A 25,978-nucleotide genomic window follows, 5' to 3' on the forward strand; every position below is an offset into this window, starting at 1 on the left:
TGACAGCCGTCGCCCGGCACGCGGAGACCGCCGGCGCCGGTGGGCACACACCGTCCGATTTCGCCCTGGTGCGCAGCACCCAGCGTGATATCGAGGTGTTCGAACGCCGTTACCCGGCCCTGGTCGACCTGTGGCCGCTGGCCGCGCTGCAGGCCGGTCTGTTCTTCCATGCCCGGCTGGCGGCCACCTCGGTGGACGTCTACACCGCGCAGGCGGTGCTGCATCTGCGCGGGCGCGTCGACGCCGACCGGTTGCACGCCGCCGCGCAGGCCCTGCTGGACCGCTACGACACCCTGCGCACCGCCTTCGTCACCGACCACGACGGAAATGCCGTCCAGGTGGTGCTCGATTCGGTGCGAGTGGCCTGGGCCGAACACGACCGCAGCGAGAGCGGCGAGATCGCCGACCTGATCGAGGCCGACCGCACGGCCCGCTTCGATCTGGCCGCGCCGCCACTGGTCCGGTTCACGCTGATCCGGGTCGCCGCGGACGAGTGGCAGCTCGCCGTCTCCAACCACCACATCCTGCTCGACGGCTGGTCGATGCCGTTGCTGATGCGCGATCTGCTCGCGCTGTACGCGCTGCACGGCGACGCCGCCGCACTCCCCGCGGTGCGGTCCTACCGGCACTTCCTGGACTGGGTGGGCCGGCAGGACCATGCCGCCTCGGTGGCCGCCTGGCGGCAGGCGCTCGCCGGGATCGGCGAACCGACCCTGCTGGCCCGGCCCGACGCCGGCCGCGAGATCACCGATCTGTCCGGTGAGTACCTGTTCGAGCTGGACGAGACCGCCACCGCGCGGCTCACCACGCTCGCCGCCGATCTCGGTGTCACGCCGAACACGGTGCTGCAGGTGGCCTGGGCGATTCTGCTGGGCCGGATGACCGGCCGTGACGATGTGCTGTTCGGTACCACCGTGTCCGGGCGGCCCGCGCAGCTGGCCGGCGTCGAGCAGATGGTCGGCCTGTTCATCAACACCGTGCCGGTCCGGGTGCGTTACCGCGCCGGTGAACCGGTGCGCGAACTGCTCACCCGGACCCAGGGCGAGCAGGCCGATCTGCTCGACCACCACTATGTCGGCCTGGCCGAGATCCAGTCGGCCGCCGGGCTAGGCGCGCTGTTCGATTCGCTGGTGGTCTTCGAGTCCTACCCGGTCGATGCCGACGCGCTCGAGGCGCAGGCCAGCGATATCGACGGTATGGCGGTGACCGGCCTGGATGCGGCCGACGCCACCCACTACCCGCTGACCCTGATCGCCCAGCTGGATTCCCGGTTGCGCATCCGGGCCGGCTATCTGCGCGACCTGTTCGCCGCCGACGATGTGCGCCGCATCGCCGACCGCCTGGTGCGGGTGCTGGATGCGATCACCGCCGGCCCGAACACCCCGGTCGGCGAGATCGACCTGCTCGACGCCGCGGAGCGGGCGCAGGTCGTCACCGAATGGAACGACACCGCACACGAGGTGGACGGCACCGCGACGCTGGTGTCGATGTTCCAGGCGCAGGCCGAGCGCACCCCGGGCGCGGTCGCCCTGCGTTTCGAGGACGAGTCTGTCACCTACCGCGAGTTCGCCGACCGGGTGAATCGCCTGGCCCGCTGGCTGATCGACCGCGGTGTCGGCGCCGATTCGGCGGTCGCGCTGGGCATGCGCCGGTCCATCGACCTGGTGGTCGGCATGTACGCGGTGAGCGTCGCCGGCGGCGCGTATGTGCCGCTGGACCCGGATCACCCGGCCGAACGCACCGAGTACATCCTGGCCACCGCCGACCCGGTGTGCGTGCTGACCTCGGGTGCCGATCTCGATATCGACACCGCGCAGGTGCGGATCGATCTGCTGGATCTGTCCGGCTACGACGAGACCCCGGTGCGCGACAGCGAACGCCGGGCGCCGCTGCGGCCGGCGGATATCGCCTACGTCATCTTCACCTCCGGTTCCACCGGGCGGCCGAAGGGCGTGGCGGTTTCGCATGCCGCGATCGTCAACCGCCTGGTGTGGATGCAGTCGGCGTACCGGCTCACCGAGGCCGATGTGGTGCTGCAGAAGACGCCGTCCACCTTCGATGTGTCGGTGTGGGAGTTCTTCTGGCCGTTGCAGATCGGCGCCCGTCTGGTGGTCGCCAAGCCGGACGGTCACCGGGACCCGGCTTACCTGACCGAACTGATCCGCACCGAAGGTGTCACGGTCACCCACTTCGTGCCGTCGATGCTGGCCGTGTTCGTTGCCGAAGGAACTGCCGCGCAGTGTGATTCGCTGCGCATGGTGTTCGCCTCCGGTGAAGCCCTGCCCGGTGGCCCGGCGCAGCGTCTGCGCGAGCTGACCGGTGCGGCCCTGCACAACCTGTACGGCCCGACCGAGGCCGCGGTCGACGTGACCTTCCACGAGGTCACCGATGCCGATGTCGACAGCGTCGCGATCGGCGCCCCGGTGTACAACACCCAGGTCTACGTCCTGGACGACCGGCTGCGACCGGTTCCGGTGGGTGTCGCGGGTGAGCTGTATCTCGCGGGCGCCCAGCTGGCGCGTGGCTATGTGGCCCGGCCCGATCTGACCGCCGACCGGTTCGTCGCGAACCCCTTCGCGGACAACGGTGTCCGGATGTACCGCACCGGTGACCTGGTCACCTGGACCGCGGCCGGTGAGCTGGAGTACCTGGGCCGCACCGACTTCCAGGTGAAGCTGCGTGGTCTGCGGATCGAACTCGGTGAGATCGAATCGGCCCTGGCCGCACTCGACGAGGTGGATCGGTCGGTGGTCGTGGTCCGGTCGGATCCGCACACCGGCGATCAGCTCGTCGGCTATGTGATCGCCGCGCCCGGCCGCACCGTCGATGTCGAGGACGTCCGCGAAGAACTGGCTCGCAACCTGCCGGCCTACATGGTTCCCGCGGTGCTGATGGTGCTCGACGAGTTCCCGCTGAACGCCTCCGGCAAGCTGGACCGCAAGGCGCTGCCCGCCCCGGTGGTGGCCGCCGCGGAGTTCCGGGCGCCCACCACTCCGGTGGAGGAGATCGTCGCGGACACCTTCGCCGGTGTGCTCGGCGTCGACCGGGTCGGCCTGGACGACGACTTCTTCACCCTCGGCGGCAACTCGCTGACCGCGACCCGGGTCGCGGCCCGGCTCTCCGCGGCCCTGGACACCGACCTCGGGGTGCGCGAGCTGTTCGAGGCGTCCACCGTCGCCGGTCTGGCCGCCCGGGCGGAATCGCGGACCGGCAGCGGCCGGCGCGCCGCGCTGGCTCCGCGGCCGCGTACCGGCCGGATTCCGTTGTCGCTGGCGCAGCAGCGGATGTGGTTCCTGAACCGGTTCGACCCGGATTCCGCGGTCGACAACATCCCGGCCGCGGTGCGGCTGTCCGGCCTGCTGGATCGGCAGGCGCTGCAGATCGCGGTGGCCGACGTGCTGGCCCGACACGAGTCGCTGCGCACCTACTATCCGGAAGTGGACGGCACCGCCCACCAGGTGATCGTGCCCACCGGCCAGGTGATCCCGGATCTGACCCCGGTCGAGACGACCGAGGCCGAACTGCCGCAGCAGGTCGCCGAACTGGCCGGCACCGCCTTCGACGTTGCGGCCGCAGTGCCCTTCCGGGCGCGGCTGTTCGAGGTGAGCCCCACCGAGCATGTGCTCGCGCTGGTGGTGCACCACATCTCGGCCGACGGCTTCTCGATGGGCCCGCTCACCCGGGATGTGATGACCGCCTACAGCGCCCGCGTCGAGGGTGCGGAACCGGCATGGCGCCCCCTGGAGGTGCAGTACGCCGATTTTGCGTCCTGGCAGCGCGAGGTGCTCGGCTCCGAGGACGACCCGTCCTCGGTGATCGCGCAGCAGATCGGGTACTGGTCGCAGCAGTTGCGCGGTCTGCCCGAACAACTCGACCTGCCCGCCGACCGGCCCCGGCCCGCCGTGGCCAGCGGGCGCGGTGCCACGCACACCTTCCACATCGACGGCGAAACCCACGCCGCGCTGGTGGAATTGGCGCGCACCCGGGGCGCCACCACGTTCATGGTGGCGCACACCGCGCTGGCGGTGCTGCTGTCGCGACTGTCCGGCGAGGCCGATATCGCCATCGGCACCCCGGTGGCCGGGCGTGGTGAACGCGCCCTCGACGATCTGATCGGCATGTTCGTCAACACGCTGGTGCTGCGCACCGATGTGGCAGCCGGCCGGACCTTCACCGATCTGCTCGCCCAGGTGCGCACCGACGATATCGCCGCGTTCGGGCACGCCGACCTGCCGTTCGAACGGCTCGTGGAGATCCTGAACCCGGCCCGGTCGCAGGCCCGGCACCCGCTGTTCCAGGTGATGCTGGCCTTCCAGAACACCGGCAATGCGAGCCTGGAACTGCCCGGGCTCACCGTCAGCGCGGTCGACCTGCCCATCGACGTGGCGAAGTTCGATCTGCAGCTGGTGCTCACCGAGGACCAGGAGACGGCAGGGCCCGGTGCCGCCGGTCTCACCGCCGAACTGATCTACGCCACCGATCTCTTCGACGCCGAGACCATGGCCGCGTTCGGCCGCCGGTTCGCCCGCATCCTGGCCGCCGTTTCCGCCCGGCCGGAGACAGCTGTCGGTGATATCGACCTGCTCGACGAGCGCGAGCGGGAACTGGTGACCTCGGTCTGGAACGACACCGGGCTCGTCGGGGCGAGCAGCGTAGCCGGTGAGCTGGTCGCCGTGCCGCCGGAGACCGATTCGACGTTGCTGGATGTTCTCGACCTGGATCCGGCGAACACCGCACCCGCGGTGACGTTCGAGGGCACGACCCTTTCCTACGGTGAACTGGCTGCCCGCGCGAACCGGTTGGCCCGGAAGCTGATCGAGGCCGGTGTCGGCCCGGACACCCTGGTGGCCCTGGGCGTGCGCCGGTCGGCCGACCTGGTGGTCGGCATGCTCGCGACCCTGGCCGCCGGTGGCGGATACGTGCCGCTGGATCTGGATCAGCCCGCCGACCGCATCGGCTACGTACTGACCACCGCAGCGCCGGTCGTTGTCCTGACGAACACCGCCGATGCGTTCACGTCGGCGGTGGCGCCGAGCATCGTGCTCGACGACGTCGACCTGTCCGGATACTCCGATGCCGCACTGACCGACGCCGATCGCCGTGCGCCGCTGCGCGGTTCGAATGCCGCCTACGTCATCTTCACCTCGGGTTCGACCGGCCGCCCGAAGGGCGTGGCCGTTCCGCATGCCGCGGTGGCCAACCAGGTCCGGTGGATCACCGAGCAGTACGGCATCGATGCCGATGACGTCGTGCTGTTCAAGACCCCGCAGACCTTCGACGTGTCGGTCTGGGAACTCTTCGGCACCCTGGCCCGCGGTGCCCGCATGGTGGTCGCCACGCCGGACGGACATCGCGACCCGCAGTACCTGGGTGAGCTGATCGCCGCCGAGGGCGTCACGATGACCTCCTTCGTGCCGTCGATGCTGTCGGTGTTCGCCGGCGCCGTCGACCCGGCACAGCTGACCTCGCTGCGGACCGTGCTCGTCGCAGGTGAGGCATTCACCGGCGATGTGGTCGCGGCGTTCCGCCGGGTATGCGAGGCCGAACTGTTCAACCTGTACGGCCCGACCGAGTTCACCGTGCACGCCACCGCCGGCCCGGTCGGCCGGCAGGTGTCCGGCGCCGTCCCGATCGGCGGCCCGGTGCTGAACTCGCAGGCCTACGTGCTGGATTCGCGGCTGCATCCGGTGGCACCGGGTGTTGCGGGTGAGTTGTATCTGTCGGGCGTCCAGCTGGCGCGGGGCTATGTGGGCCGCGCCGACCTGACGGCCGACCGCTTCGTCGCCGATCCGTTTGCGGCGCCGGGCCGGTCCGCCGGTGCCCGGATGTACCGCACCGGCGACCTGGTGCGCTGGAATTCGGACGGTTCCATCACCTACCTGGGCCGCACCGACTTCCAGGTGAAGCTGCGCGGTCTGCGGATCGAGCTGGGCGAGATCGAGGCCGCGCTGACGGCCCTGGACGAGGTCGCCCAGTCGGTGGCCGTGGTCCGCTCGGACCCGCACACCGGCGACCAGCTGGTCGGCTACCTGGTGCCCGCCGCGGGCGCCCGGGTCGATGTGGACGTCGTCCGCGAAGAGCTGGCCGAGCGGCTGCCGTCGTACATGGTGCCGGCCGCGTTCGTGGTGCTCGACGCACTGCCGCTGAACCCGAACGGCAAGCTCGACCGTAAGGCACTGCCGGAACCGGTCTTCGAGGCCCGCGAATTCCGGGCGCCGCAGACGCCGGTGGAGGAGATCGTCGCCGATGTGTTCGCCGAGGTGCTCGGCCTCGCCGCGGACCGCCCGGTCGGCCGCGACGACGACTTCTTCGACCTGGGCGGCAACTCGCTGATCGCCACCCAGGTGGCGTCCCGGCTCGGCGCCGCCCTGGACAGCCGGGTCCCGGTCCGGGCGCTGTTCGAAGCGCCCACCGTGTCGGCCCTGGCCATCCAGCTGGAGGAAGCCGGCGGTACCGGGCGTCGGCGGGCGCTGGTCGCCGGGCCGCGCCCGGAGCAGATCCCGCTTTCGCTGGCCCAGCAGCGGATGTGGTTCCTGAACCGTTTCGACAACGCCACCGCGGTCAACAACATCCCGCTGGCGGTGCAGTTGACCGGGGAGCTCGATGTCGCAGCGCTGCAGCAGGCCGTCGCCGACGTGCTCGACCGGCACGAGGTGCTGCGCACCGTCTACCCGGAGACCGCCGACGGTCAGGGCGTGCAGGTCGTGCTGCCGTCCGGCGCCCACACCGTCGATCTGACCCCGATCGACGTCCCGGCTGCCGAACTGCACGACCGGATCGGTGCGCTCGTGCTCACCGGGTTCGACGTCACCGCCGAGGTGCCGCTGCGGGCCGAACTGCTGCGTGTCACCACGGACAGCCATGTGCTGGTGTTCGTGGTGCACCACATCTCCGGGGACGGCTGGTCGGTGCGGCCACTGGCCCGCGACGTGATGCTGGCCTACGCGGCTCGCTCCCGTGGCGAGGCTCCGGCCTGGGCGCCGCTGCCGGTGCAGTACGCCGACTTCGCGCTGTGGCAGCGCGAAACCCTCGGCTCCGAGGACGATGCCGATTCGCTGATCGCACAGCAGGTGGCCTATTGGTCGCAGCAGCTCGCCGGGCTGCCCGATCAGCTCGACCTGCCCGCCGACCGGCCCCGCCCCGCGGTGGCCTCCGGCCGGGGCGCGGTGCACGAATTCGGCCTGGACGCGGCGCTGGTGCGCGACCTGGACGCGCTCGCCCGGGGGCGCGGCGCCAGCCTGTTCATGGTGGTGCACGCCGCATTCGCCGCGCTGCTCGCCCGGTTGTCCGGCTCCGACGACATCGCCATCGGCACCGCCGTCGCGGGCCGTGGTGAGGCGGTGCTCGACGACGCGATCGGCATGTTCGTCAACACCCTGGTGCTGCGCAGCAGCGTGGACCCGGCGGACAGCTTCGCCGACCTGCTGGCCCGGACCCGGGAGACCGACCTGGCCGCCTTCGGGCATGCGGATCTGCCGTTCGAGCGGCTCGTGGAGATTCTCAATCCGGTGCGCTCGCAGGCCCGGCATCCGCTGTTCCAGGTGATGATGTCGCTGCAGAACACCGGCACCGCGAGCTTCGAGCTGCCCGGCCTCGCCGTGGCCGGGGTGCCCCTCGATGTGGTCACCGCGAAGTTCGACCTGCACCTGAACCTGGCCGACCGCCTGGACGAATCCGGCGCCGTCGACGGGATGACCGCCGAGTTCGCTTACGCGACCGAACTGTTCGATGCCGACACGGTGGCCGGTCTGGCCGAGCGGCTGGTCCGGATGCTGCGCGGTGTCGTGGCCGACCCGGCCGTCCGGGTCGGCGAGGTCGAGCTGCTCGACCCGGCCGAGTACCACGCGCTGGTGGTGGATCGCAACGACACCGCGTACCCGGTCGATTCCGCAGCTACGCTGGTGTCGCTATTCGGTGAGCAGGTGCGGCGCACCCCGTCGGCGCCTGCGGTCGAGTTCGAGGGTGTCTCGCTTGCTTATGCCGAGTTCGGTGCCCAGGTGAACCGGTTGGCCCGGTACCTGATCGAGCGCGGTGTCGGACCCGACACCCTGGTGGCGCTGGGTATGCGCCGGTCCATCGATCTGGTGGTCGGCATGTATGCGGTGCAGGCCGCGGGTGGTGCGTATGTGCCGCTGGATCCGGATCATCCGGCCGAACGCAACCGCTATGTCCTCGATCTGGCCGAGCCGGTGTGCGTGCTGACCCGGACTGTCGACGAGTTCGACACGGGTGCCACCGAAGCGGTGCATCTCGACGAGCTGGACCTCGACGGCTACCCCGATACCGAGGTCACCGATGCCGACCGGGCCCGCCCGCTGCATCCGGCCGATACCGCGTACGTGATCTTCACGTCGGGTTCGACCGGCCGCCCGAAGGGTGTGGCGGTTGCGCATGCCGCGATCGTCAACCGCCTGGTGTGGATGCAGTCGGCCTACCCCCTGACCGGTGCGGACGCGGTGCTGCAGAAGACCCCGGCCACCTTCGACGTGTCGGTGTGGGAGTTCTTCTGGCCGCTGCAGACCGGTGCGCGCCTGGTCGTGGCGAAGCCGGACGGGCACCGGGACCCGGCCTATCTGGCCGAGATCATCGGATCCGCGGGCATCACCACCGCGCACTTCGTGCCGTCGATGCTGGCGGTGTTCGTCGAAGAGGAACGTGCCGCCGAATGCACCGGCCTGCGTCAGGTGTTCGCCTCCGGTGAGGCGCTGCCGGCGCCGACCGCGCAGCGGTTGCGCGAGCTGACCGGTGCTGCCCTGCACAATCTGTACGGCCCGACCGAGGCCGCGGTCGACGTGACCTTCCACGAGGTCACCGACGCCGACACCGCATCGGTGCCGATCGGTGCGCCGGTGTTCAACACCCGGGTGTACGTGCTGGATTCGCGGCTGCGTCCGGTTCCGGCCGGAGTACCGGGTGAGCTGTACCTGGCCGGCGCCCAGCTGGCGCGTGGCTATGTGGCGCGGCCGGATCTGACCGCGGACCGGTTCGTGGCCGACCCGTTCTCCGCTACGGGGGATCGGATGTACCGGACCGGCGACCTGGTGGCCTGGAACGCTCGTGGTGAGCTGGACTACTTGGGCCGCACCGACTTCCAGGTGAAGCTGCGTGGTCTGCGGATCGAGTTGGGTGAGATCGAATCCGCCCTGACCGGGCAGGAATCCGTCGCGCAGGCGGTGGTCGTGGTGCGCTCCGACGAGCGGCTCGGCGACCAGCTGGTGGGCTATCTGGTTCCGGCGGCCGGTGCCGCTGTCGACCTCGACGCCGTACGCACCGAACTGGGTGCGGCGCTGCCCGCGTACATGGTGCCGACCGCCTTCGTCGTGCTCGACGCCTTCCCGCTGAACGCCTCCGGCAAACTGGACCGCAAGGCGCTGCCCGCCCCGGTGTTCGAGGCCAAGGTGTTCCGGGCGCCGTCCACCCCGATCGAGGAGATCGTCGCCGGGACCTTCGGTGATGTCCTCGGGCTGGCCCGAGTGGGCCTGGACGACGACTTCTTCACCCTCGGCGGCAACTCGCTGCTGGCCACCCAGGTCACCGCCCGGCTGGGCGCCGCGCTGGACACCCATCTCGCGGTGCGCGACCTGTTCGAGGCCTCCACCGTCGCCGCGCTCGCGGCGCGGGCCGAGCACAACGCCGGATCCGGCCGGGCCCGGCCGCGGCTCGGGGTCGCCGAGCGGCCCGAGCAGATCCCGCTCTCGCCGGCCCAGCGTCGGTACTGGTTCCTGAACCAATTCGACACCAGCACCTCCGCGGTGGACAACATCCCCCTCGCGGTCCGGCTCACCGGCGATCTGGACGTCGCCGCCCTCGAACAGGCCATCGGTGATGTGTTCGCCCGGCACGAGGTGCTGCGCACCGTCTACCCGCGCTCCGCGGACGGCCCGCACCAGCGGATCCTGCCGGTCTCGCAGAGCCGGCCCGAGGTGCGGCATATCGAGGTCACCGAGGACGACGTGGTGGGCCGAGTCATCGAGTTCGCGATGACCACCTTCGACGTCACCGAAGAGGTGCCGCTGGCCGTCGCGCTGTTCCGGATCGACCCGGCCGAGCATGTGCTCGCCTTCACCGTGCACCACGTCTCCGCCGACGGTTCCTCGATGGGGCCGCTGGCGCGGGATGTCATGGCCGCCTACGCGGCCCGCGTCCAGGGTGAGGCGCCGCAGTGGGCGCCACTGCCGGTGCAGTACGCCGACTACGCGCTGTGGCAGCGCGAGGTGCTCGGCGACGAACAGGATCCGGAATCCCTGGCGGCTCGGCAGGTCGCCTACTGGACCGGGGCCCTGGCCGGGCTGCCGGACCAGCTGGAGCTGCCCGCCGACCGCCCGCGTCCGCCCGCGCAGTCGTTCCAGGGCAATGCGATCCGGTTCGAGATCGATCCGCAGCGGCATGCCGGCCTGCACGAGCTGGCCCGGGCCAACAATGCCTCGCTGTTCATGGTCGTGCACGCCGCCCTGGCGGTGCTGCTGGCGCGGCTGTCCGGTACCGACGACATCGCGGTCGGCACCCCGATCGCCGGTCGCGGTGAACGTGAACTCGACGACCTGATCGGCATGTTCGTCAACACGCTGGTCTTCCGCACCGCGGTCGACCCGTCCGCGAACTTCGCCGACCTGCTCCGCGAGGTCCGCGAACGTGACCTGGAGGCGTTCGCCAACGCCGATGTGCCGTTCGAGCGCCTGGTCGAGGTGCTCAACCCGGCGCGTTCCACGGCCCGCAATCCGCTGTTCCAGGTGGGCCTGTCCTTCCAGAATCTGGCCGAGACCACCTTCCAGCTGCCGGGGCTGACCGTCGGCGAGGTGGGTTTCGATTCCCAGCTGGCCAAGACCGACCTGCACGTGACCCTCTACGACCGGTACGCCGACGACGGCAGTCCGGCCGAACTGGTCACCGAATTCGGCTACGCCGTCGACCTGTTCGACCGGGAGACGGTGCAGGGCTTCGCCGATCGGTTCGTCCGCGTCCTCGATGCCGCGATCACCGACACCACGGTGCCGGTCGGCGATATCGAACTGCTCGACGCGCCGGAGCGGGCACAGATCCTGGCCGGTTGGAACGACACCGCGCACCCGGTCGACCCGGCCGCGACGCTGGTGTCGCTGCTGGATGCGACCGCCGCCGCGGCGCCCGAGTCGGTCGCCCTGGTCGCCGACGAGGCTGCGGAGACGGGTCTGTCGAGCCTCACCTACGGTGAACTCGATGCCCGGGTGAACCGGCTGGCCCGGCACCTGATCGGGCGCGGTATCGGTGTGGAGGACCGGGTGGGGCTGGCCATCCGGCGCAGCACCGATCTGGTCGTCGCGATGTATGCGGTGGCCCGGACCGGTGCCGCCTATGTGCCGATCGATCCGGATCAGCCGGCCGAACGCACCGGTTACATCCTGTCGACCGCCGCACCGGCAGTGGTGCTGACCACCGATCGGGACGATTTCACGACGGATACGGCCCCGGTGCTCGCCGTGGATACGCTCGATCTCACGGATGTCCCGGCCGGTGCGATCGGTGCGGCGGAACGCCGCGGCACACTCACCCCGGCGAACACCGCATACGTGATCTTCACGTCCGGTTCGACGGGCAAGCCCAAGGGTGTGGCGGTGCCGCACGGCGCGATCGTCAACCAGCTGCTCTGGGAGACCGCAGAATTCGGTCTCGGTGCGGACGACGCGATCCTGCTGAAGACGGCCGCGACCTTCGACCTGTCGGTCTGGGAGTTCTGGACCGCCGCGGCCTGCGGCGGCCGGGTGGTCGTGGCGAGCCCGGACGGTCACCGCGATCCCGGGTATGTGAACGAATTGATCCGCAGCGCCGGTGTCACCACGCTGCATGTGGTTCCGTCGATGCTGGATGCGTTGCTGACCGAGTCCGGTGCCCGGATGCCGGGTACGTTGCGCCGGGTGCTGGCCATCGGTGAGGCACTGCCCGCGGCGACCGCGCAGCGGTTCCGCGCCGGCAACACCGCAGCCCTGTTCAACCTGTACGGACCGACCGAGGCCGCGGTGTCGATCACCAGCCACGAGGTCACCGAGGCCGACCGAGTGACGGTGTCGATCGGTGGCCCGGAGTGGAACAGCCGGGTCTATGTGCTGGACAGCCGGTTGCAGCCGGTTCCGGCGGGCGTCGCGGGTGAGCTGTATCTGGCGGGCGTCCAGCTGGCACGCGGCTACTACGGTCGCGCGGATCTGACCGCCGAGCGGTTCGTCGCCGACCCGTTCTCGACCACCGGCGAGCGGATGTACCGCACCGGTGACCTGGTGGCCTGGAACGGTGCCGGGGAGCTGGACTACCGGGGCCGGACCGACTTCCAGGTGAAGATCCGCGGTTTCCGGATCGAGCTCGGGGAAATCGAGGCGGCACTGCTGCGCCGCCCCGACATCACCGCCGCCGCCGTGGTCGCGCACACCGATCCGGTGCTCGGCGACCGGCTGGTCGCCTACGTGGTGTCCGAGGCCGGGATCGACAACCGGGATCTGCAGGCCGCGCTGGGTGCCGAACTGCCGTCGTACATGGTGCCGTCGGTGTTCACGGCGCTCGATGCGCTGCCGCTCAACGCCAACGGCAAACTCGATCGAAAGGCGCTGCCCGCGCCGACGTTCGAGAAGGCGGTATTCCGGGCGCCGGTCAGCCCGGTCGAACAGACGGTGGCTGCGGTCTTCGCCGGGGTGCTGCGGCTCGATGCGGACAAGCAGCTCGGCCTCGACGACGACTTCTTCGTCTGGGGCGGTAACTCGCTGCTGGCCACCCAGGTCGCCGCCCGCCTCGGTGAGGCGCTGAACACCCGGGTGCCGGTGCGCCTGTTGTTCGAGGCGTCCACCGTCGCCGAGCTGGCGCACCGGGTGGAGCTGCAGGCCGAGACCGGTGGCCGCACCGCGCTCACCGCGCGGCCCCGGCCCGAACACATTCCGCTGTCGCCCGCGCAGCAGCGGATGTGGTTCCTCAACCGGTTCGACACCGATTCGGCCGCCTACAACGTGCCGATCGCGGTACGCCTCACCGGCGATCTGGATGTCGACGCGCTGCGGGCCGCGATCACCGACCTGGTCACCCGGCACGAGATCCTGCGCACCGTCTACCCGCAGACCGAGGGCGGTGCGGCGCAGGTGATCCTGCCCGCCACCCAGGCGGTGCCGCAGCTGCAGCAGCGCACGGTGCCCGCCAACGGTGTGGAAGCCGCTGTGCTGGAATTGATCTCGACGGTGTTCGACGTGACCGTCGAGGTGCCGGTCCGGGTCGCGTTGTTCGAGGTGGTTGCGCAGCGACCGGCGGGCCCGGAGGCGGTAGCGGAGCGTGGCCACGGAGGGCCCTCGGGAGCGAAGCAGTTCGGCACCGCTGCTCCCGGCGAGGCGCGGGAATTCGTGCTGGCGCTGGTGGTCCACCATATCTCCGGTGACGGTTCCTCGGTGGCGCCGCTGACCCGGGACCTGATGACCGCCTACGCGGCACGAGTGTCCGGTGAAGTGCCGAACTGGGCTCCGCTGCCCGTGCAGTACGCCGACTACGCCATCTGGCAGCGCGAACTGCTCGGCGACGAGTCCGACCCGGATTCGGTCGCGGCCAAGCAGGTCGCCTACTGGCAGCGGGCGCTGGCCGAACTGCCGGACCAGCTGGATCTGCCGGCCGATCGGCCCCGCCCGGCGGTGCAGTCCTTCTCGGGCGGCCAGGTGCCGGTCCGCATCGATGCCGAAACCCATCGGGCGCTGGTCGAACTGGCCCGCGCCGAGGGCGCCACCCTGTTCATGGTGGTGCACACCGCGCTCGCGGTGCTGCTGGCCCGGCTGTCCGGTACCGACGACATCGCCATCGGTACCCCGATGGCGGGTCGCGGTGAGGCGGTGCTCGACGACCTGATCGGCATGTTCGTCAACACCCTGGTGTTCCGCACCCGGGTGCACGGCGACGAGGCGTTCACCGACCTGCTGGCCCGCCAGCGGGAGGACGACCTGCAGGCCTTCGCCAATGCCGATGTGCCGTTCGAACGCCTGGTCGAGGTGCTCAACCCGGTCCGTTCCACCGCACGGCACCCGCTGTTCCAGGTGGGCCTGTCCTTCCAGAACATCGGCCGCGGCCGCCTGGATCTGCCCGGGCTCAGCGTCGAGGGGCTCGACGTCGACAGCGGCATCTCCCAGTTCGACCTGCACCTGATCGCCTCCGACACCTACTCCGACGCCGGAACGCCGGAAGGTATCGCCGGCGTGCTGACCTACGCCGACGACCTCTTCGACCGCAGTACGGTGGAAGGCTTCCTGGACCGCTTCGTGCGGCTGCTGCAAGCCGTCGTCGCCGAACCCCGGGTCGCCGTCGGTGAGCTCGAGCTGCTGGAGCCGGCCGAGCGGACCGAGCTGGTGTCCGGTCGTAATGCGACCGCGCACCCGGTGGACGAGTCGGCGACGCTGGTCTCGTTGCTCGATGCGACGGTTGCCGCGGACCCGAAGGAAGTCGCGCTGGTCACCGACGACGGTGCCCAGCTGACCTACGCCGAACTGGACGCCCGGGTGAATCGCCTGGCGCGGCACCTGATCTCGCTCGGTGTCGGGCCGGAGGCGCGGGTCGCGCTGGCGTTGCGCCGGTCGGTGAACCTGGTCGTGGCCATGTACGCGGTCGCCAAGTCCGGTGGTGCCTACGTGCCGGTCGATCCGGATCAGGCCGCCGAGCGCACCGACTACATCCTGTCGACCGCGGCTCCGGTCACGGTGCTGACCGACGCGGACACCGGGTTCGAGACCGCGGTGGCGCCGGTGCTGCGGGTCGACGAACCGGCGCTCGCCGAGCTGCCGGACGGGCCGATCACCGATGCCGAACGCGTGGCCCCGTTGCGGCCGGAGAACACCGCGTACGTGATCTTCACGTCGGGTTCGACCGGCCGTCCGAAGGGCGTCGCCGTGCCGCACGGTGCGATCGCCAACCAGCTGCAGTGGAAGCTGGTGGAATTCGGCCTGGACGCCGCGGACGCGGTGCTGCTGAAGACTGCGGCGACCTTCGACCTGTCGGTATGGGAGTTCTGGTCGGCCGCGGTGTGCGGCGGCCGGCTGGTGATCGCGGCACCGGACGGGCATCGCGATCCGGCCTACCTGAACGAGCTGATCGCCCGGGAATGGGTCACCACCCTGCACGTGGTGCCGTCCATGCTGGACGCGCTGGTCACCGACGGTCTGCCGGATTCGCTGTGGCGGGTGCTGGCGATCGGTGAGGCCCTGCCGGGCCCGCTGGCGCAACGGTTCCGCACCGAACATCCGCGGATCGAGCTGTTCAACCTGTACGGGCCGACCGAGGCCGCGGTGTCGATCACCAGCCACCGGGTGAATGCCGCCGACACCGGTGCGGTGTCGATCGGTGTGCCGGAGTGGAACAGCCGGGTGTACGTCCTCGACGCCCGGCTGCGGCCGGTGCCCGACGGCGTCGCCGGTGAGTTGTACCTGGCCGGCGCCCAGCTGGCGCGCGGCTACTTCGGCCGGGCGGACCTGAGCGCAGACCGGTTCGTGGCCAACCCGTTCACGCCGGGTGAGCGGATGTACCGCACCGGTGACCTGGTGGCCTGGAACCGCAACGGGGAGCTGGACTACCGGGGCCGCACCGATTTCCAGGTGAAGATCCGTGGTTTCCGGATCGAGCTCGGTGAGATCGAGGCTGCGCTGCTGGCGCGGCCGGAGCTCGCGCAGGCCGCGGTGCTGGCCAAGTCCGATCCGCGGATGGGTGACCGGCTGGTCGCTTATGTGGTGCCGCAGCCGGACGCCGAGGTCGAGGTCGCGGCGGTACAGGCCGATCTGGCGGCGGAACTGCCGTCGTACATGGTGCCCGCGGCCTTCGTTGTCCTGGCTGCGCTGCCGCTGAATGTCAACGGCAAGCTGGACCGTAAGGCACTGCCGGAGCCGGAATTCGAGGCGCAGGCCTTCCGGGCGCCGTCGACGCCGATCGAAGAGCTGGTCGCCGGGATCTTCGCCGAGGTGCTCGGCGCCGACCGGGTGGGCGCGGACGACGATTTCTTCGCGCTCGGCGGTAACTCGCTGCTGGCCACCCAGGTTGCCGCCCGGCTCGGTGCGGCCCTGGATGCCCGAGTGCCGGTGCGGTTGTTGTTCGAGGCGTCCACCGTGGCCGCGCTGGCGGTGAAGGTGGAGCAGGGCACCGGTGGCGCCGGCCGCAAGGCTTTGGTGGCCGGTCCGCGCCCGGACCGGGTGCCGTTGTCGCTGGCTCAGCAGCGGATGTGGTTCCTGAACCAGTTCGATACGGGCTCGTCGGTGAACAACATTCCGGTCGCGGTCCGGTTGTCCGGTGAGCTGGATGTCGCCGCACTGCAGGCCGCGGTCGCCGATGTGGTGGCGCGGCACGAATCGTTGCGCACCGTGTACCCCGCCGCCGACGGAACACCGCATCAGGTGATCGTCCCGGCCGCCGACGCGGTGCCGGAACTGTCGCCGCAGGTCGTGCACCCGGATCAGCTGCACGACCGGATCGCGGCCGTCATCTCGGCCGGTTTCGACGTGGTCGGCGAGGTGCCGTTGCGCGCCGAACTGCTGCGCATCGACACCGGTGCCGCCGAACAGGCCGTCGAGCACGTGCTGGTGTTCGTGGCACACCACATCAGCGCCGACGGCTGGTCGATGGCCCCGCTGACCCGCGACGTGATGCTGGCGTATGCGGCCAGGTCGCGGGGTGTGGAGCCCGGCTGGGCACCGCTGCCGGTGCAGTACGCCGATTTCAGCATCTGGCAGCGCGAGGTGCTCGGTGACGAGTCCGATCCGGCGAGCGTGTTGGGCCGCCAGGCCGGTTACTGGAAGCAGACCCTGGCGGGGATCCCCGAAGAGCTGAACCTGCCGACCGACCGGACACGGCCCGCGGTGCAGTCGTACGCAGGTGGCAAGGTGCTGTTCCCGATCGAGACTTCGGTGCACACCGGGCTGAACCGGCTCGCCCGGGAGCAGAACGCGACGATGTTCATGGTCGTGCACACCGCATTGGCGGTGTTCCTGGCGCGTATGTCGGGTACCGACGACATCGTCGTCGGTACGCCGATCGCAGGCCGCGGCGAAGCCGAACTCGACGACCTGATCGGCATGTTCGTGAATACGCTGGCGCTGCGCACCGAGGTGCGGCCGGAGGCGAGCTTCACCGAGGTGCTCGCGGCCGCCAAGGAGGCCGACCTGGGTGCGTTCGCCCACGCCGATATCCCGTTCGAGCGGCTCGTGGAATTGCTGAACCCGGAGCGTTCGACTGCCCGGCATCCGCTGTTCCAGGTGGCCCTGTCATTCGAGAACATGCCCGAGAGTGGTTTCGAACTGCCCGGTCTGCAGGTCTCTGCGGTCGATTTCGATGTCGACACCGCGAAATTCGACCTGATGCTGACCGTCCGGGAAGCCGGAGCGGACCAAGAGGTCGGCGCCTATGCTGAATTCTCTTATGCGACCGACCTGTTCGATGCGGACACGGTGGCCGAGTTCGGTCGCCGCTTCCAGCGGCTGCTGGCCGGTGCCGTAGCAGATCCGCAGCAGCCGATCGGCGACCTGGAAATGCTCGGAGCAGCCGAGCTGGAACAGGAGCTGTACGGCTGGAACGACACCGCGCAGCCGCTGGAACCGGCCACCCTGGTCGCGGAGTTCGAGCGGCAGGCGGTCGCTACCCCGGATGCCGTTGCCCTGGTCGATCCGGCTGTCGGCACGACCGTCCGCTACCACGAGTTCGCGGCACGGGTGCACCGCCTTGCCCGGCATCTGATCGCGGCCGGGGTCGGTCCCGAGTCGCTGGTCGCGCTGGGTATGCGTCGCAGTGTCGATCTGGTGGTCGCGATGTATGCGGTGCAGGCGGCCGGTGGCGGGTATGTACCGCTCGACCTGGACCAGCCCGCCGAGCGGATCGGGCACGTCCTGGAGACGGCCCGGCCGGTGGCGGTACTCACCACCGCGGCGGACGGTTTCGACGGTGGTGAGCTGCCCACCCTGGTGCTGGACACCATCGAGCTGTCCGACTACGCGGATACGCCGGTCACCGATGCCGACCGCCGCCGGCCGTTGCACCCGCAGCATCCGGCCTACGTGATCTTCACCTCCGGTTCGACCGGCCGCCCCAAGGGGGTGGCGGTGCCGCATGCGGCTGTTGTGAACCAGATCCGCTGGATCACGGCCGAATACCGGATCGGTGCCGAAGATGTGGTGCTGTTCAAGACTCCCGCCACGTTCGACGTTTCGGTCTGGGAGTTGTTCGGGCCGTTGAGTGTCGGTGGCCGGATGGTCGTAGCGAGCCCCGATGGTCACCGGGACCCGTACTACCTCGCTGAGGTCATGGCGGCTCAACGGGTGACCATGACCTCGTTCGTGCCCTCGATGCTGACGGTGTTCGCCGGGAGTATCGATTCGGACGCGGCTGCGGGCCTTGCTGCGCTGCGCACCCTCCTGATCGCCGGTGAAGCATTCACCGCCGAGGCCGTCACCGCGGCCCGGCGATTCACCGATGCGGAGCTGCACAACCTGTACGGACCGACCGAGTTCACCGTGCACGCGACCTACGCGCCCGCGCCGGCCGAGGTGTCCGGCGCGGTGCCGATCGGCCGGCCGGTGTGGAATGCGAAGGCGTACGTACTGGATTCCCGTCTGCACCCGGTGGCACCGGGTGCCGCGGGTGAGCTGTACATGTCCGGCAGCCAGCTGGCTCGTGGTTACTTCGGCCGCCCGGATCTCACGGCGGACCGGTTCGTCGCCGATCCGTTCGGTGCCCCGGGTACCCGGATGTATCGCACCGGTGACCTCGTGCGGCGCAGTGCCGACGGCGCGCTGGAGTATCTGGGCCGGACCGACTTCCAGGTGAAGCTGCGTGGTCTGCGGATCGAGCTGGGTGAGATCCAGGCGGCACTCACCGCCCTGGACGATGTGGCCCAGTCGGTCGCTCTGGTGCGGTCGGACCCGAACACCGGTGACCAATTGGTTGCCTACGTCGTTCCCGCGGCCGGGGTCGATGTGGATATCGACGCCATGCGCACGCATCTGGTGGCGCAGCTTCCGTCCTACATGGTTCCGGCGGCCTTCGTGGTCCTGGATTCCCTGCCGCTGAACCCCAACGGCAAGCTGGACCGCAAGGCGCTGCCGGCGCCGGTCTTCGAGGCCGGCGAGTACCGGGCCCCATCCAGCGATGTGGAAGCGATCATCGCCGAGGTGTTCGCCGAAGTGCTCGGCGTGGAGGCGGTCGGTCTGGACGATTCGTTCTTCGCTCTCGGTGGCGACAGCATCGTGTCGATCCAGCTGGTCTCACGTGCGAAGGACCGCGGGGTGCTGTTCCGGCCCCGCGATGTATTCGAGAAGCGCACCGTGGCCGGGCTTGCCGAGGTCGCGGTGTTCGGCGACGACACCGGCGGCGCCGTCCTGGCGGAATTGCCCGGTGGTGGCGTCGGTGAGATCCCGATTCTGCCGATCATGCGGCAGATCCTGGACGGCGGATCCTCGTACCAGCGGTTCTCCCAGTCGGTGGCGCTCCGCCTGCCGAACGGCATCGACGCCGATACGCTGCATGCCACGCTCCGAGCGGTCTTCGACCACCACGATGTGCTGCGGTCACGACTCACCGGATCGGCAGAATCGGGGTGGCTGTTCGAGGCGTTGCCACCAGGTTCGGTCGACGTCGCGGAGCTGGTGCACCGCGTCGTCCTGCCGTCCGAGACAACCGATGAGCAGCTCAGCGCGCGGGCGAGCGCCGAATACGATGCAGCTATGGGCCGCCTCGATCCGGCTGCCGCGATGATGGTGCAATTCGTATGGTTCGCCTTCGAGGCTCCGGGCGCTGATGGCATCTCGGGTCGCCGGGACGTGATGCTCGTCGTGGGGCACCACTTCGTGATCGACGGGGTGTCCTGGCGGATCCTGGTCCCCGACCTCGGTTCGGCCTGGTCCCAGCAGATCGCCGGGCAGCCGATCGAGTTGCCGCCCAACGGCACGTCGATGCGCCGCTGGGCGCACAGCCTGGCCGAGCAGGCCGGAACCGATCAACGGCAGGCGGAGTTGCCGTACTGGCGGGAAGTGTGTGCCACACCGGATCCGCACCTGGGTTCGCGGCCGTTCGATCCGACGGTGGATACCTTCGACACTGTCGATCGAGTCCGGCTGACGCTGACTCCGGAGGTCACCGATGCGGTGCTCACCGCATTGCCGGGCCTGTACCACGGCGGCGTCAACGACGGTCTGCTCGCCGCGCTGGCGATGGCCGTCACTCGGTGGCGCGGTGAGGAATTCGGATCCGCGGCGCTGCTCCGGCTGGAGGGCCACGGCCGCCAGGAAGAGATCGTCGCCGGGGCCGACCTGTCGCGCACGGTCGGGTGGTTCACCACCGCCTACCCGGTGCGGATCGATCTGGCCGGGGCGGACCTGGACGAGGCCTTCGCCGGCGGCGAGGTGCTCGGGGACATCGTGAAGTCGGTGAAGGAACAGCTGCTGGCCGTGCCGGATACCGGCATCGGCTACGGAATGCTCGGCTACCTCGGCGATGAGCCGCATCCCGAGTTGTTCGGTGGTACCGGGGCCGAACCGGTGGGCCAGATCTGTTTCAACTATCTGGGACGGATGTCCGCGGGAGAAATTCCGCCCGAGGTCGCCGATCTCGGCTGGGTTCCGGTAGCAGACCTCGGTCGGCTCGACGCGGATATGGACCGGGACATGCCGGCCAACGCCACTCTCGACATCAACGCGATCGTCGAGGAAGGTGCCGACGGCCCGCAGTTGGGTGCGTCGATCGCCTTCCCGACCGGCTTGCTGGATCGGGACCGGGTACAGCAATTCGCCGATACCTTCGTGGCGGCGCTCACCGCGCTGTGCACTCATGCGAAGCGTCCGGAGGCGGGCGGGTTCACGCCGTCCGATATGCCGCTGGTGCCGGTTACCCAGACCGATCTGACGGCGTGGGAGCAGCGGTACCCGGGGCTGGCCGAGGTATGGCCACTGTCCCCGCTGCAGTCGGGTCTGTTGTTCCACGCCATGGTGAGCACCTCGACGGTCGATGTCTACACCATGCAGGCTGTGATCGACCTGCAAGGTGTCGTGGATTCCGACCGGCTTCGCGATGCCGCGCAGGCCCTGCTGGACCGGTACCCGAACCTGCGGACCGCATTCGTCACCGATTCGGCCGGCCGGCCGGTGCAGGTGATGCTGTCCGAGGTCGAGGTGCCCTGGCGGGACACCGATCTCACGGACCTGGCCGAGGAGCAGCGGATGCCGCGGCTGCGCGAACTGCTCGACGCCGACCGCGCCGAACAGTTCGATATGACCACGCCGCCGCTGATCCGGTTCGGGCTGTACCGCACCCGCGCCGACCAATGGCATCTGGCGATCACCGTGCACCACATCCTGGTCGACGGCTGGTCGATGCCGCTGCTGATGCGGGACCTGATGGTGCTGTACGCGGTGCGCGCCGACCAGAGTTCGCTGCCCCGGGCCGCGTCCTACCGCAACTTCCTGTCCTGGCTGTCCGGCTGGGACCGGGAGGCCTCGCTGCAGACCTGGGGCCGGGCACTGGCCGGGGTCGACGAACCCACCCAGCTGGCCCCGGCGCCGCGCGGTCCGGAGAACTACGAGATCGGCAAGGTCGTCCTCGAGATCGACGCCGAACGCACCCGCGCCCTGGCCAAGTACGCGGGTGAGATCGGGGTCACCGCCAACACGCTGCTGCAGACCGCCTGGGGTATCGTGCTCGGCCGGCTCACCGGCCGCCGCGATGTGGTGTTCGGCGCCACCGTCTCGGGCCGCCCGGCCGAGCTGCCCGGCGTCGAATCGATGGTCGGCCTGTTCATCAACACGTTGCCGGTGCGGATCACCGTCGACGACCACGCCACCGCCGAACAGCTGCCGCAGCGGGTACAGGCCGAACAGGCCGAACTGCTCAGCCACCACTATGTGGGGCTGTCCGATATCCAGCGGGTCGCCGGCGCCGGATCGCAGTTCGACACGCTGCTGGTGTTCGAGTCGTATCCGATGGACAAGGAGGCGGTCACGGCCGCCAGCTCCATCGACGGCATGACCGTGTCCGGGGTCGGGCTCGACGACGCCACCCACTACCCGCTGACGCTGGTGGTGATGATGGAGGCGACGATCGAGATCTCGATGCGGTTCCTGCGCAGCCGGTTCACCGAGGCGGAGGTGCAGACGCTGTCCGAGCGGTTGCTGCGGGTGCTCGACGAACTGCTGGACAATCCGGAGGGCCGGGTCGGCGATATCGACATCCTGGACGCCGAGGAACGGGCGGCGCTGCTCGCCGAATCCGGGGCTGCGGCCGCCGCGCCGACGGCCGAACCGGTCGCCCGCGTCGGCACGCAGACGGTGGCGAAGGTGCTCGGCGAGGTCGTCGAAGCCGATCCGCAGGCACCCGCACTGCTGCGCGGCGATGCCGAGGTGGCCTACAGCGCACTGGATCGCAAGTCCTCGCAGCTGGCCCGGGTGCTGATCGACCGGGGCGCCGGTCCCGGCGACGTGGTGGCGGTCGCGCTGCCACGCAGTGTCGATTCGGTGCTGGCCGCGTGGGCGGTACAGAAGGCCGGCGCCGCCTGCCTGTTCGCCGGTGATCTCACCGGTGTGGAGCTGGCCGCGGCCGGTGTCGGTTTCGGGCTCTGCACCGAACCACCGACCGGTTCCGCCGGCCAGTGGCTGGTGCTCGCCGACCTCGAAGCCGAGATCGCCGCGGCACCGGCCCATCCGGTGTCCTACGCCGACCGGGTCCGTCCGCTCGACGCCGACCACCCGGCCTTCGTACTGGCCGACGGCGCCGCACCGGAATCGATCAGCCAGGCCGAGGCGCTGGCCCTGGCCGAGCGGCTGCGCACCGACCACGGCATCGATTACGAATGCACCACCTACACCGCGCATGCCGCCGGCCGGGCCGCCGTCCAGGAATTCCTGGCCGTCGCCACCGCGGGTGCCCTGTCCGTGCTGCCGGACGGCTCGATCCCCGACGACCTGGCCGACGGCGAGGTCACCCACTGGTTCGTGGTTCCGGGCGAGCCGACGGACGGGGCCGACGGGGAAGTGGATGTGATCGTGGTCGAGTGATAGCTCCGGTGGGCCGGGTCGCCGGCCCACCGGAGCACTATGAGCGTGGCCGCCGGCGGAGTCGGACATTTGGCTCCGGTCTCGCCGTCCCGGTCACGGCGGCCGTGGACGTGGTGCCCTGCTCAGAGCGCGTCGACCACGACGACCTGCATGATCACCTGGATCAACAGCGGGCTGGTCCGGATGACGTTGTAGAAGATCGTGACGCCACCGAGGTCCCACTCGTATGCGTCGGGGATCTCGTCATCGCCGACTCGGAACGGAATCGCCCCGTTCCCCGGCGGCAAGGGGTCATCGAGAAGGTCCAGCAGCGCCAGACGAACATTCAACCGCAATTTCCCCGGTGGTCGTATCTGCTGCTCTGCTCGTGAACCTACTTCGATCAGGACCCTACGGGCGGTCGAAGAGGTCCTCCCGCAGCAAGTCCGCTCGCGTCAGCGTTCGGAATGCGGCGGGGTCGGCTTGGAACTCCTTCAGGCCCGCACGCATCTGCGCGGCGATCCCGCTACGGCGCTGCTCTTCGCGGAGACGCTGGAGTTCGGCACGCGCCTGCTTCAGTTGCTGGTACTCGCTCAGGCTGACGATAACGTCGACAGCACCATCCGGTCCGGTGATCACACGGTGTGGATCTCCTGCAGGCAGTGGACTCGCTGGGGCATTACCTGATGATGGGTGATCCCGCCGACAACAGCAGCCGCGATCGGTGCAGCCGGCCTGCACCCCTCGGCGAGCGCCGAGGGCTGTCAGGTCAGCGGGCCGTCGGCGGCGCGATGTTCCAGTGGTTCTGCAGGGCGGCGGCGATCTCCGGGAGCAGCGTCACCGGGATCCGGGCCGTTCGCAGCAACCCGCGGATCTCGTTGACCTGTTCGCGTTTACGCATGTCGTAGGCGCCCGCGACCGGTCCGGTGACCGGAGGGATAGACAGTAACACCAGCTCACCGTGCGGCTCGGCCCCGTCGGTGAGGTCGAGGGCCAGCGTCCAGCGCCCGTTCTCGTCCAGGCCGAACCGGCCCGCCCGGACCCGCTCCCACGGGATCGTTTCGGTGGTCAACGGGGTGCGCACCTGAATCGCCTGCTCGGTCAGTTCCACCACATCCCGCTGGAAGAGCAGCACCCCGGCGGTGGTCCCGGCGACCAGCCCGATCAGCAGGCCGGTGATCACCCGGGCCGGTCCGAACATGGCAACAACCAGCCCGGTGATGCCGATGCATACCGCCAGCCCCACCGCGCAATAACTCAGGCTGCGCCGCACCGGCACCACCCCGGCCCGCACAACGGCCATCCCCGCCTCCTGCTCGACTCGTCCGGCCCCAACGCTACCGGGCCCGGCGGCATGCTCCCTGTCGAACGGCAGGCTACTCCGGCTCCGGCGCCGCTATGCTGGGATCACGTGGGGGTCCGACACCGAAGGGAGGCGCCGTGACCGCGCAGATCGACCTGCCCATGAGCGGGATCCGTACGCGTGCCGACTTCGACGAGCTACCCGGGGTACCACGGGGCTGGGCCTGGGAGTTGCGATCCGGACGATTGGAGCTGACGTACATGCCGGTGACGGTCTGGCACTTCCGGATCGTGTTCATGGTGCTGGAACACTGGCTGCGCCGAGGCTATGAAATCGCAGGTGAGCAGTACGTAGCCGACAGCGGTTTTGCTCGCGGTGGCACCGGCAAGAACAACTTCGTTGCCGATGGGGTGGTGTTCCGGCAGGACTATCACCCGGACAAGAACAGCAGTACCCACGATGCGGCTGATATCCACGCGGTGATCGAGGCAGTCTCTCAGGACAGTGAAGATCACGATGCGATCGAGAAGCTCCGGGTGTACGCAATGCTGGGGATCCCGCAGTACTGGATCATCCGGGGCGACGTGGAGTCGGCCGATATCGACGGCTTCGTGACCATGTACGAGCTCGTCGACGGCGAGTACAAGCTGACCGGTAGCCGCCTGGTGAGTCAGCTGGGGGGCTGAATCGGTCGGGCCGAGTCGGCCTCCGGCCGGATCGGTACCGCCGGTGGGGCGGTCCGGTGCGGCTCACCTACGTTCGGGCGGATTCGCGCAGCGGTGACTCCGCCGTCCGGGTGCGGCAGCGGAATTTGCCGCACCCGGACGGGCGTGGAAGTCGTATTCCTCTGCGGTGCACGGTGGGCCGGGAAGCTGCCGTGGCCTACCGCTCAGGAACCGAGGGCGACGGCCGCTTCGGCGGTGTAGGCCAGGAAGGTCAGGCTTTCCTGGAAGTACAGCTGCACCGTCTCGGCATCGTGTGAGAGGTAGCCGATGGACAGGTCCTGTCCCAGCTGCAGGTCGAAGTCGCCACCGCGGGTGGTGAGGACGAAGGCGCCGTCGATAGCGGGGGCCCAGATGATCTCGCCCTCCGGCAGCAACCGCTCGATATGGGTGCGGATCGGATGGCCGTGGTCGGAGGTTTCGCTCACCGCCGTGTACAGGTCGGCGCTGAGCAGCACCGAGTACGGACCGTCGACACCGGCCAGGCGCAGCTCGGTCAGCGCCTGGGCGATCGCCTCGGGTGTGGCCAGCACATCGGTGGGGACCTTGATCGGGGCGTTGGATGCCGCCGCGCGCACACCGGTGATGTTCGCCGCCGGATACCCCTCGAAGATGGCGCGGTCCTCGGCGAAGGCGATCTGTTTGGCCGCATCCTTCACCGGATCCAGATCGGCATCCTCGGCGCCGCGTTCGATATCGTCGAGTTCGGCCCGGGACAGGGTGAACGGCACCCGCAGCTCGACCAGCGGCGCCGTCAGCCGCTGCTTCGCCTGGATACCGTCGGCCGGTGCGGCGATCGGGGCGGTCCGCCCCAGGTTGACGGCCGCATACGTGGCACCGTGCGGCCCGGATACGTCGACGACGCGGCGGCCGGCGATATGCCGCTTGAAGGTGCGGGTGGCCTCCTCCTCGATGGCCGCCCAGGCCTCGGTGGTGATCGGCGCGAGGGCGCGATACAGGTTGTTCATCCG

Annotated in this window: 6 protein-coding genes (1 of these 6 cut by a window edge); 2 read left to right on the forward strand and 4 right to left on the reverse strand. The window is 69.7% G+C overall.

Going from position 1 to position 25,978, the window contains the following annotated elements:
• Nucleotides 1-23,003, forward strand: partial view of a non-ribosomal peptide synthase/polyketide synthase gene (locus AC1HFH_RS04755; protein WP_480246212.1) — the 3' portion only. The gene continues 20,995 nt to the left of window position 1, outside the view; 23,003 of the gene's 43,998 nt are visible here — the last part of the coding sequence; its start codon lies off the left edge, out of view; it ends in the stop codon at nucleotides 23,001-23,003.
• A 122-nt stretch (nucleotides 23,004-23,125) separates the two neighbouring features.
• On the opposite strand, the gene AC1HFH_RS04760 is transcribed toward AC1HFH_RS04755, so the two are convergent.
• From AC1HFH_RS04760 to AC1HFH_RS04770, 3 genes are all read right to left on the reverse strand, one after another.
• Nucleotides 23,126-23,332 (reverse strand): hypothetical protein, encoded by a 207-nt coding sequence (locus tag AC1HFH_RS04760; protein WP_480246213.1) that lies wholly within the window; start codon nucleotides 23,330-23,332, stop codon nucleotides 23,126-23,128.
• Between the two features lie 61 nt (nucleotides 23,333-23,393).
• A complete protein-coding gene (locus AC1HFH_RS04765) occupies nucleotides 23,394-23,621 on the reverse strand; it encodes a hypothetical protein (protein ID WP_480246214.1) in 228 nt (75 codons plus the stop codon).
• A gap of 130 nt (nucleotides 23,622-23,751) precedes the next feature.
• A complete protein-coding gene (locus AC1HFH_RS04770) occupies nucleotides 23,752-24,285 on the reverse strand; it encodes a PH domain-containing protein (RefSeq protein ID WP_480246215.1) in 534 nt (177 codons plus the stop codon).
• A 137-nt stretch (nucleotides 24,286-24,422) separates the two neighbouring features.
• Between AC1HFH_RS04770 and AC1HFH_RS04775 the strand changes: the two genes are divergently transcribed.
• Nucleotides 24,423-24,971: a Uma2 family endonuclease gene (locus AC1HFH_RS04775; protein ID WP_480246216.1), complete on the forward strand. Its 549-nt coding sequence runs from the start codon at nucleotides 24,423-24,425 to the stop codon at nucleotides 24,969-24,971.
• Nucleotides 24,972-25,174: 203 nt separating this feature from the next.
• Here AC1HFH_RS04775 and AC1HFH_RS04780 read toward each other — a convergent pair whose 3' ends face one another.
• Nucleotides 25,175-25,975: a family 1 encapsulin nanocompartment shell protein gene (locus AC1HFH_RS04780; RefSeq protein ID WP_480246217.1), complete on the reverse strand. Its 801-nt coding sequence runs from the start codon at nucleotides 25,973-25,975 to the stop codon at nucleotides 25,175-25,177.
• Nucleotides 25,976-25,978: the final 3 nt, after the last annotated feature.

This window comes from Nocardia sp. KT25-26, assembly GCF_056627695.1.

Bases quoted from the DNA above. Each gene is read 5' to 3' on its own strand.
- AC1HFH_RS04780 (WP_480246217.1), bottom strand. From the start codon at position 25,975: ATGAACAACCTGTATCGCGCCCTCGCGCCGATCACCACCGAGGCCTGG.
- AC1HFH_RS04770 (WP_480246215.1), bottom strand. From the start codon at position 24,285: ATGGCCGTTGTGCGGGCCGGGGTGGTGCCGGTGCGGCGCAGCCTGAGT.